The sequence below is a fragment of the Streptomyces sp. NPDC005574 genome (assembly GCF_040605435.1).
Classification (GTDB): Bacteria; Actinomycetota; Actinomycetes; order Streptomycetales; family Streptomycetaceae; genus Streptomyces.
The window spans coordinates 1-7,388 of record NZ_JBEXCW010000181.1 but is presented as its reverse complement, the minus strand read 5'-3'; the positions used below and the strand labels follow the sequence as shown (position 1 = coordinate 7,388).

The 7,388-nt window shown below is 66.0% G+C and carries 4 protein-coding genes and 1 pseudogene; 2 read left to right on the top strand and 3 right to left on the bottom strand.

The window, feature by feature from the left end; genetic code table 11:
- Both ABZT03_RS42270 and ABZT03_RS42265 read left to right on the top strand, forming a co-directional pair.
- Nucleotides 1-348, top strand: a pseudogene (locus tag ABZT03_RS42270) (transposase); the annotation flags it as partial.
- 307 nt (nt 349-655) lie between these two features.
- Nucleotides 656-847, top strand: coding sequence for a hypothetical protein (locus ABZT03_RS42265; protein ID WP_356049391.1), 192 nt, complete (start codon nt 656-658; stop codon nt 845-847).
- A 161-nt stretch (nt 848-1,008) separates the two neighbouring features.
- Here the strand turns inward: ABZT03_RS42265 and ABZT03_RS42260 are convergent, their stop codons facing one another.
- The 3 genes from ABZT03_RS42260 to ABZT03_RS42250 form a co-directional block, all read right to left on the bottom strand.
- Complete coding sequence (locus tag ABZT03_RS42260; protein ID WP_356049389.1) at nt 1,009-2,229, bottom strand: hypothetical protein; 1,221 nt, start codon at nt 2,227-2,229, stop codon at nt 1,009-1,011.
- 2,652 nt (nt 2,230-4,881) lie between these two features.
- Nucleotides 4,882-5,649, bottom strand: a complete 768-nt coding sequence (locus tag ABZT03_RS42255; protein WP_356049387.1) for a hypothetical protein — start codon at nt 5,647-5,649, stop codon at nt 4,882-4,884.
- Nucleotides 5,650-6,029: 380 nt separating this feature from the next.
- Nucleotides 6,030-6,923 carry a ParA family protein gene (locus ABZT03_RS42250; RefSeq protein WP_356049385.1) on the bottom strand — a complete coding sequence of 298 codons (894 nt, stop codon included), beginning with the start codon at nt 6,921-6,923 and terminating at the stop codon, nt 6,030-6,032.
- Nucleotides 6,924-7,388: the final 465 nt, after the last annotated feature.

Here is a 7,388-nt window from a genome sequence, read left to right as displayed (position 1 = left end):
GACATCGCGCTGGGCTACAAGCAGCTCCTCGAAGTCGAGCGCGGATGGCGCGACATGAAGCAGATCCTCGATCTCCGCCCGATCTACCACCGCCTCGAGGACCGCATCCGCGCCCACGTCCTGCTCTGCTGGCTCGCCCTGCTACTGATCCGCGTCGCCGAGACCTCCACCGGATCGACCTGGAACCGTCTGCGCACCGAGCTCCAACGCCAGCACGCCGTCACCTACAACGGCCCGGCCGGCACCTTCCGCCAGACCACCGACCTCACCAAGCCCCAGCGCGACATCTTCACCGCCCTGAACGTCACCCCGCCCAAGAAGATCATCGATCTGACCGCAGGCCGCTGACCAGGCACTATCCACCCGCCTAGTGACACGCCACCTCAGCGTGCTCACAGGCATTTCCGCAGATCAACCCGCATTTTCGTGCCCTAGTCGGCACCACTAACTGTGGAACTCAGGTCCACACCACCAGACCGCGGCCCCCGGCCACCATGACCGGAGCCTCTCCCCCACGTTCGGGTGATCTCGCGCCGGCCGCGAACTTCTGCGGGCCCCTCGTACGTCTGGCAGGTAGTCAAGATCCCGAGGAAAGGCCGATGACGTGCACGGCACCACGCAAGCGGAGTGCACCGGTGCACTCCGTACAGATGGAATGGCTCTGATCTACGTCAGCGCGAGCAGCACTCGGACGGTCGAGCAGGTGCAAGAGCTGCTGTCCGGCCACTACGAAGTCTCCGTGCGCCGCGAGCCGCGGCAAACCCAGGACGGGCTGGTGGAGATGGAGCTCTACGCACTCACCACCATGCCGCCGGCTGCTGGCCACGAGGACCTGCCCACGGCGTGAGCGCTTAGCTCGTTCCCGTCCCCACGGCCCCCAGCCCGACCAGGAAACCTGCCGGACCCGCCCCGGCACCCCGGGTAGCGTCGAGAAGGAAACATCCACGCTGCTCGGCCACGAACCTGCCGACGTTGCCTCCTCCAGCGAGGACAACCTCCTGACGGAGGTCATGCGCGCGCTCCCGCCATGGCGGCCCGGGCCCGCGCGGCGCCCGCCACGTACGGATCCTCGCCGATACAGCCTGCAGCAGCCGGCAGGACAGCTCCCGCCTGGTTGCTGGGTCCCCGGGCGGTGTCTGCGGCGGGCGGAGTGCGGCGCAGCTGGGCGCGAACGCTGTCGACCCGCTGAATGTAGGGATCGGACGCACGCTCCTCGCGGAGACGAACAGGCCTGGCCCGCAGGGCTCCCAGTCGCGTACGCAGCAGGTACTCCGCCGTCCGCCACCGGGCACTCCGGCTGGCCTCCCGCGCCGCCTCCTCTGCATCAGCGCGGGTATCGAACAGATGCCGGCGCCGCATCTGAGCGGCATACGCCGACTCCGCCTCCACACGCGCCTCATCCGTCCACGCCAGATGACCGAGCGCCCGCCGACGAACCTGCGCGAGGGCCAATTCCGCGGCGAGCTTGCCCATCAGGGACACCGTCTCCTCGAACGCGCCCTCGGCCCGGCCCCGCTGAGCACTCTCCTCGACCTCGGCCCGCACCTGGGTCTCGGTCTCACTCGCGACCAGCACCCTGCGCTCCGCATCGAGGTCGTGTGCCCACGTGGCGACCGCAATCTCGGCCGCCTCCCCGACCGATTCCTCCACCAGGCGGCTGTTGGCGCAGGTCCCGCACAGTCCCGCAGCCCGCTCACGCCCACAGCCTTCGCACGGCCGCTCCCTTCGCGCCGCCTCAGCCGCCTCCAACTCGACCCGCCGCGCAGCCTGAGCCGCCTCACGAGCCAGCCGCACCTCGGCATCCTGCTCATGCTGAGCCGCCCTGAGCCAGCCCTGCCGCTGCCACTCCTGATGCAAGGCCTCCTCGAACGCCGCCCGCGGCAACCGGTCGGACACGGATACTCCCAGACGGGCAGCCACATGGGCCGCTGCCCGCTGGCGCAGCGCCCGCCGGTCCACGTGCAGCATTCCGCAAGCCTCGCAGTCGCCCCCGGTGTCCATCCGACGCCCGTCATCACAGCGCGAATCCGGACACGCAGACCGCCGCGGCAACGCCCACCTGATCAGCCAGCCCGCCGGATCCACCACCAGCTTCTCCCCCTGATCGGTCATCCGGCGGCGCAGCCGGCGGTTGAGGATCCGCTCCGCATCGACGCCCGGACCGAACACGCCCCGAAGGGCCTCTAGTTCCGCCCGCACCGCCTGCTCAACCCGCCAGCGAGTGCCCATTCGGTCCAGTCGGCCCCAGATCATCTCGACCGGCCGCAGAATGCCAGCAAGCCCCTTAGGGACCGTGGCCCACACCGGCGGAGGGCCACCCGAAACCGAACGCCAGGCGTCCAACACACCACTGGCCGCCGCTGGAGCTACCTGCCCCCGAGACGAGGACTGATCCGGCTTTTCCCCGCGAAGCGGGCTTCGTCCAGCGCCACGGTCTGCCGATTCAGTCCCTCCGGGAGCTTGTCCCGGGGAGCTCCCCTCGCGCATGCACGCGCGCTCCGGGAGATCACCTCCGCCCCTAACGGCTTCGCCGGAAAAACCACAATGGTCCGCAGGGGAAGGAAGTAGCTCAGCCCCAGGAGCGTGGTCGGCGTGAAGGTGCGCAGTTTCAGACACGTCATCAGGAAGCAAAACCGGTGCCTGACCTGCGAGTTCAGTAGTGTCAGGGCCGAGGAAACCCCCGTGTGCAGTTGCCTCCTCGACAAAAGGCTCCAGACGAAGGTCCTCGAAGGACCCCTGCCTCCAACCATCACCCTCCAGCGGGAACGCCCCCCCCGCCTCCTCGTTGACGCAGTGCTCACACACCGACGCCGCCCCGGACGACGGCGAAGTGGACGCCGGCTCACACGAGCCTTCAGCCGACGGCGCCCCCTCGTAGCGTGACGCAGCCACCGAGCGATGGGCAGCAGCGATAGCGGGCACCCGCAGGCGCTCCGCCGCCCCGGCCGTCAGAGCAACGAGCTCCGCCTCCTCAAGGCGCCTCAACACGGTCGCTGCTCCCGGCACCTCACAACCCAACATCCGAGCCAGAGTGACCACCGCCCGGCCATACTTCTTCAGCCGCTGCGCCAGGCGCCCACCCGTGAGAGCGACCCGGCCATCCGGCCGCGCGTCAAGCGCCAACACCAACAGCGCGAGACGGTCCGTCGCCGCTCCCCGAGCCCGCCGCGCAGCCAGCAGCCCAGGCGGCGTCTTGCTCGCCTCGCCCCACCCGGGGGCAAACAAGCCCTCGACGAACCGCAGCAGCGTCGCCAACTGGGGCTTCTGCAGGTGGAAGGGCGAGCCCGTCGTACCCCGTGCCTCCCACAGCGGCATCACCCGGAAGTACGGCACAAGCGGCTCGTCCTGCTCCTCGATCTCGACCGGCGCGATCAGGCCTGCCTCGCGGAGAGCCGGCAGCACCTCGTGATCGATTGTGGACTTGTGAACTCCGAGCCATCGCCCGAGCTCCCGCGCAGTGATCGCCACACGGCATGTCCGGTGAGCCGCCTTCGCCAGGAAGACCACCGCGCCCAGGCGGACGACGTCCTTCTGGCCAGCAAGCCGCGGATGAGCCAGCAGGGCTTGGACCGCAGCACGCAGCGGCACCCGCATGTCGGGCCCGAGCTCCAGCGGATGACCTGGGGTCCCCTTAGGGACGGGGCCCGCCCACGGCGGGACTTTGGAACGACGGCCAGCGGACGAAGGTCGACGTTGAGCCGCAGATGGTCTACTTTTGGACGTTTTGGGCTGATGCCGGTATCCTGTTTCAGACATCACTGAGCCAGCCCTCGTACGGGTAGCTATGATCTGCTCCAGTCAAGGAAGTAAGAAGGCGCACTTCACCGGCGCTCGGCTCCCGGATGCGTAGGGGATCAGCTGAGCGCTCGACGTTGCTTAGTTAGGAATGTGGCGGGTGGCTATCAACTCCTTGATGGTTAAAAGGCCTAGGACCGCAGATCCCAGGCTCTGACAACGCGACGGGCCCGGGACCGCAGATCCCGGGCCGTGGCATCTCCGTTTGTTCGAGACGACCATCGCGTTGGTGGACTGAGTGGGCGGCGTTGCATCTAAGAGGCCGCCTTGGCTGAAGACCCGCGCCTCCGGCGGGGTCCGAGCTTGTCTATGGCATCAGGCAGTTCGGCCACCCAAAAGCCGATGGGGATGCGGAATGCGGCTCGGCCGTTGAGGTACTGCAGGTCAAAGGCTGCGCGGTCCGCAGGAGTGGTCACGAGGTGCACCGAGTCCTCAAGCACCCACAGCGCGGTTTCGGACGTGGTGGCGTGGTCGGTAGCAGCTTGCCGAGCCGCCTCTACTGCGGAGGCTTGCCAGAGCTCAAGGGCTTGGCGGGCGCTGCGAGGCCGGCGGGTTCCCGGCCACACGATCTGAGAGACGAAGGCGTAGACCCGGAGAGCAACGACGTCCTCTTCAAAGTGAGGCTCGTTGATAACCCCCTGATCCCGAGCCTTCCACGCCCATGACTCGCTCAGGCCTGCGGCGGTGGCCACTGAGCTAGTGCTGAGGTGAGGACCTGTCAGCGACATTTGCTGGCTCCGAAACACTGTGGATCGAGTGTGGCTCAAACCATATCGCACCGGATCTTGAAAAGTCCTCGCGTCACTAGATGTTGGCGTGTCGCTTGGCGCTCCTTTCGTGAGGGTTGAACTGGGAAGTTCCGCTTTGGGTGAGCATCTCTATCCCTCAGTTGTCTAGTGATACTGGAGTAGAGGGCGCGAGGGTGAGGCTGTTGAACAGAGCGGAAGCAGGATGCGTTGATCGCAACATCGTTCGTTTGAGCGTTGCAGAGCAAGTAACCGGAGAAGTTGCAGAGATCGTTGCAGGCAAGCACCAACGAAAGCCCCAGCCCATCGTGCAGGGCTGGGGCCTTCGTTGGGACGGGTGCTACTTCGATCCGCGGGTCGGGAGGGCGAGCGCTCCCCCCGCATCGAGCCCGTCCAGGAGCTTCTGGAGAGCAGCCGAGACGAACGCAGCGCCACGGCGGGACGCGTCTACCTCATCCATGGTGACCTTCAAGTTCGAGGCAATGTCGTATGCAGTGACACCGACGCGGTAGGTCGACGGCCGCGTGGTCTCGTTGTCGAACACGCGTTCATCGTCGTAGGCGTCTGCGATCTTGATCATCGCGTCGACATCCTCGGGTGCTGATCTGAGTGCGGCATCTACGTAGTGGCCAATCGCGAGCTTGAGCCCCGTAGATCGGCGATCGGCGTTCATGCGCTGCTTGAGGGCAGCGAGGGTGTCGGGATAGATGCGGAACCCCCAGCCCTGCCACAACTTCGAGTTCAGGCGCGCGTCCTTGAAGCTGTCGAGGAGCGCCGAATGAGCAGCATGCTGACGTCGGCGGGCACCCTTGGCCGACTTTCCGTCGGCACCGCTGGCGACGTCAGATGCGCTTTGATCCGGCTCCGTTGACGCATGGTCAGCCTGCTCTGCAGCCGCACCTTCTGCCCTGCCCGAGGAGTCCTCTGACCGGTCTCGCTCAGCTGGCGACCTTGCCGGTTCCGCTGGATGGTGCTCAGCCACGCGTTCGTGCTCATGCGGGGCACCGTCGGTGATCTCCTCGAGTGCTGGCTCGACGGCGTGAGCTGCCTCAAGGAGAGGCCGCGCCTCGTCCCTCCGTGGCTCATCAACAGGGTTGGCCTCTGGCACAGCATGCTGGGAAGCGGCGACATCGCTCTCATCCGTGGAGCGCTCGATTGTTGCCTGTGCCGGGAGGGATGGTGAGGGCCCGGCAGTTGCAGCTACAGAGGGAGCGGTTTGCTGCGTCTCTGCCGGGGAGGGCGATGTGGGAAGTGGTGCCGGTTCGCCAGCGGGAGGAGTCTCCTCAGGCGATGTCGACACCGGTCCCCCGCCGCCGATGAACGAGCGCCCTGCTACGTCATCCGCACCTGCGATGAGACCCTGCACAAGTCCTGGGTTGAAGTGTGAGGGCGGTGTCCGACGCGAGCTCTTGCTCCGAGCTCCCGTGCCCGCACCCTTCCTTGTGCCGCTGGAGCCACTGCTCTGGCTGTCCTTGCTATTGGAAGGACTCATCCGACAACCTCGGCGTCCTCGACTGCCTCAATCCGCTCCGGGAGCTCCCACTTCTCAGAGGGATGAGCCGTACGCGAGAGAACCTGTTGCATGAGCTCAGCGTAGATCTTGCCAGGGGCGTGGCTGGCGTAGCGGATGACCGCTGGTACTCCGAAGGCGAACGAGTCGCTGATCCGGTTGTCGGTACGGACGTCCCGCTGGAAGGGCATCAGGTCAGCGTCAAGCGTGCCATTCCTGATATTGATCTCTTGCGCCTTCCACTTGGACGGAGGATTGGAGCGGTTGAGGACGACCCCGAGGTACTGAGGCTCGCACTCGCCGTTCGTTCGCTCGCGTACGTAGCGGACCGTGCCTCGCGTTGCAGCAGCACCCTTCAGAGCCGGGTACTCCGGGATGCAGACAGTGATCACGTAGTCGGCCGCGGCGAGAGCAGTTGCTGACAACGACGAGACAGCCGGCGGAGTGTCGATCACAACGAAGTCGAATTGATCTGAGAGCTCGAGGAGCATGCGTCGCAGGATCGGTGTGGACTGGAACCCCTTCTTGTGGATCAAGTCCTGCGCGGCGGTCATTGTCGACTCTTCGCTGGCGAGCAGATGGATCGATCCTTGCCCGCCGAACTCCTGGAGAAGCTCGCTTCTGTCGAACCAGATCCCGTCCAGCGGCAGCCGCATTCCCTGCAAGCGGGCCTGGAGAGCCCAGCCGAGGGAGCGAGCCAGTTGCTCCTCGCCGATGAGGTTGACGCCCAAGGCCGCGCCGGCTTGCGACTGCGGGTCGAGATCGACTACGAGGACGCGGCCTCCAGCCAGAGCGAGTGAGCCAGCGAAGTTGACGGTGGAGCTTGTCTTGCCTACCCCTCCCTTCTGGGTCGCGAAAGCAAAAACCTTCATCGCTCAGACACCTCTCCCCTGCTTCTTAGGTGGCTGTCACCAGAGCAAGTGGCCGCTGGCTGACTCGCCAGCGGGCACCGATTTGGGGTAATTCGCTAGCTGTGAGGCGTCTGCCCCCAGCTCGTGACCTCAAGATGCTCTAGTGACACCGGATATTCGCGCCTGACGATAACAGGGCTATGGGTTCTTCGTTCGAGGACTCGCCATCGAAACGTGCGAGCTGCGCGCGATGGGCCGCGCAAAGTACCAATGTGAATGGAACTGACGTACGAAGGAACGCGAGAGAGCGTCGCGGCTTATTTCATCGACGCATGGTCACAGAGCTTTCTGGCTAGGTGAGTTGAGCCTTGGATCAGGCGGCGCTGCCCTGTGAACCGCCCCGGCGTGTCCGGGGACTCAGTTTGTTGGATGAGCGGCCCGGGCGGGGTCGCGGTGGTGATCGTAGTGGGCCTGTTCGGCCTCGGT

What these genes read in the sequence shown, in the direction of transcription:
- ABZT03_RS42265 (WP_356049391.1), top strand. Translation starts at nt 656, where the DNA reads ATGGCTCTGATCTACGTCAGCGCGAGCAGCACTCGGACGGTCGAGCAG.
- ABZT03_RS42260 (WP_356049389.1), bottom strand. Translation starts at nt 2,229, where the DNA reads ATGGGCACTCGCTGGCGGGTTGAGCAGGCGGTGCGGGCGGAACTAGAG.
- ABZT03_RS42250 (WP_356049385.1), bottom strand. Translation starts at nt 6,923, where the DNA reads ATGAAGGTTTTTGCTTTCGCGACCCAGAAGGGAGGGGTAGGCAAGACA.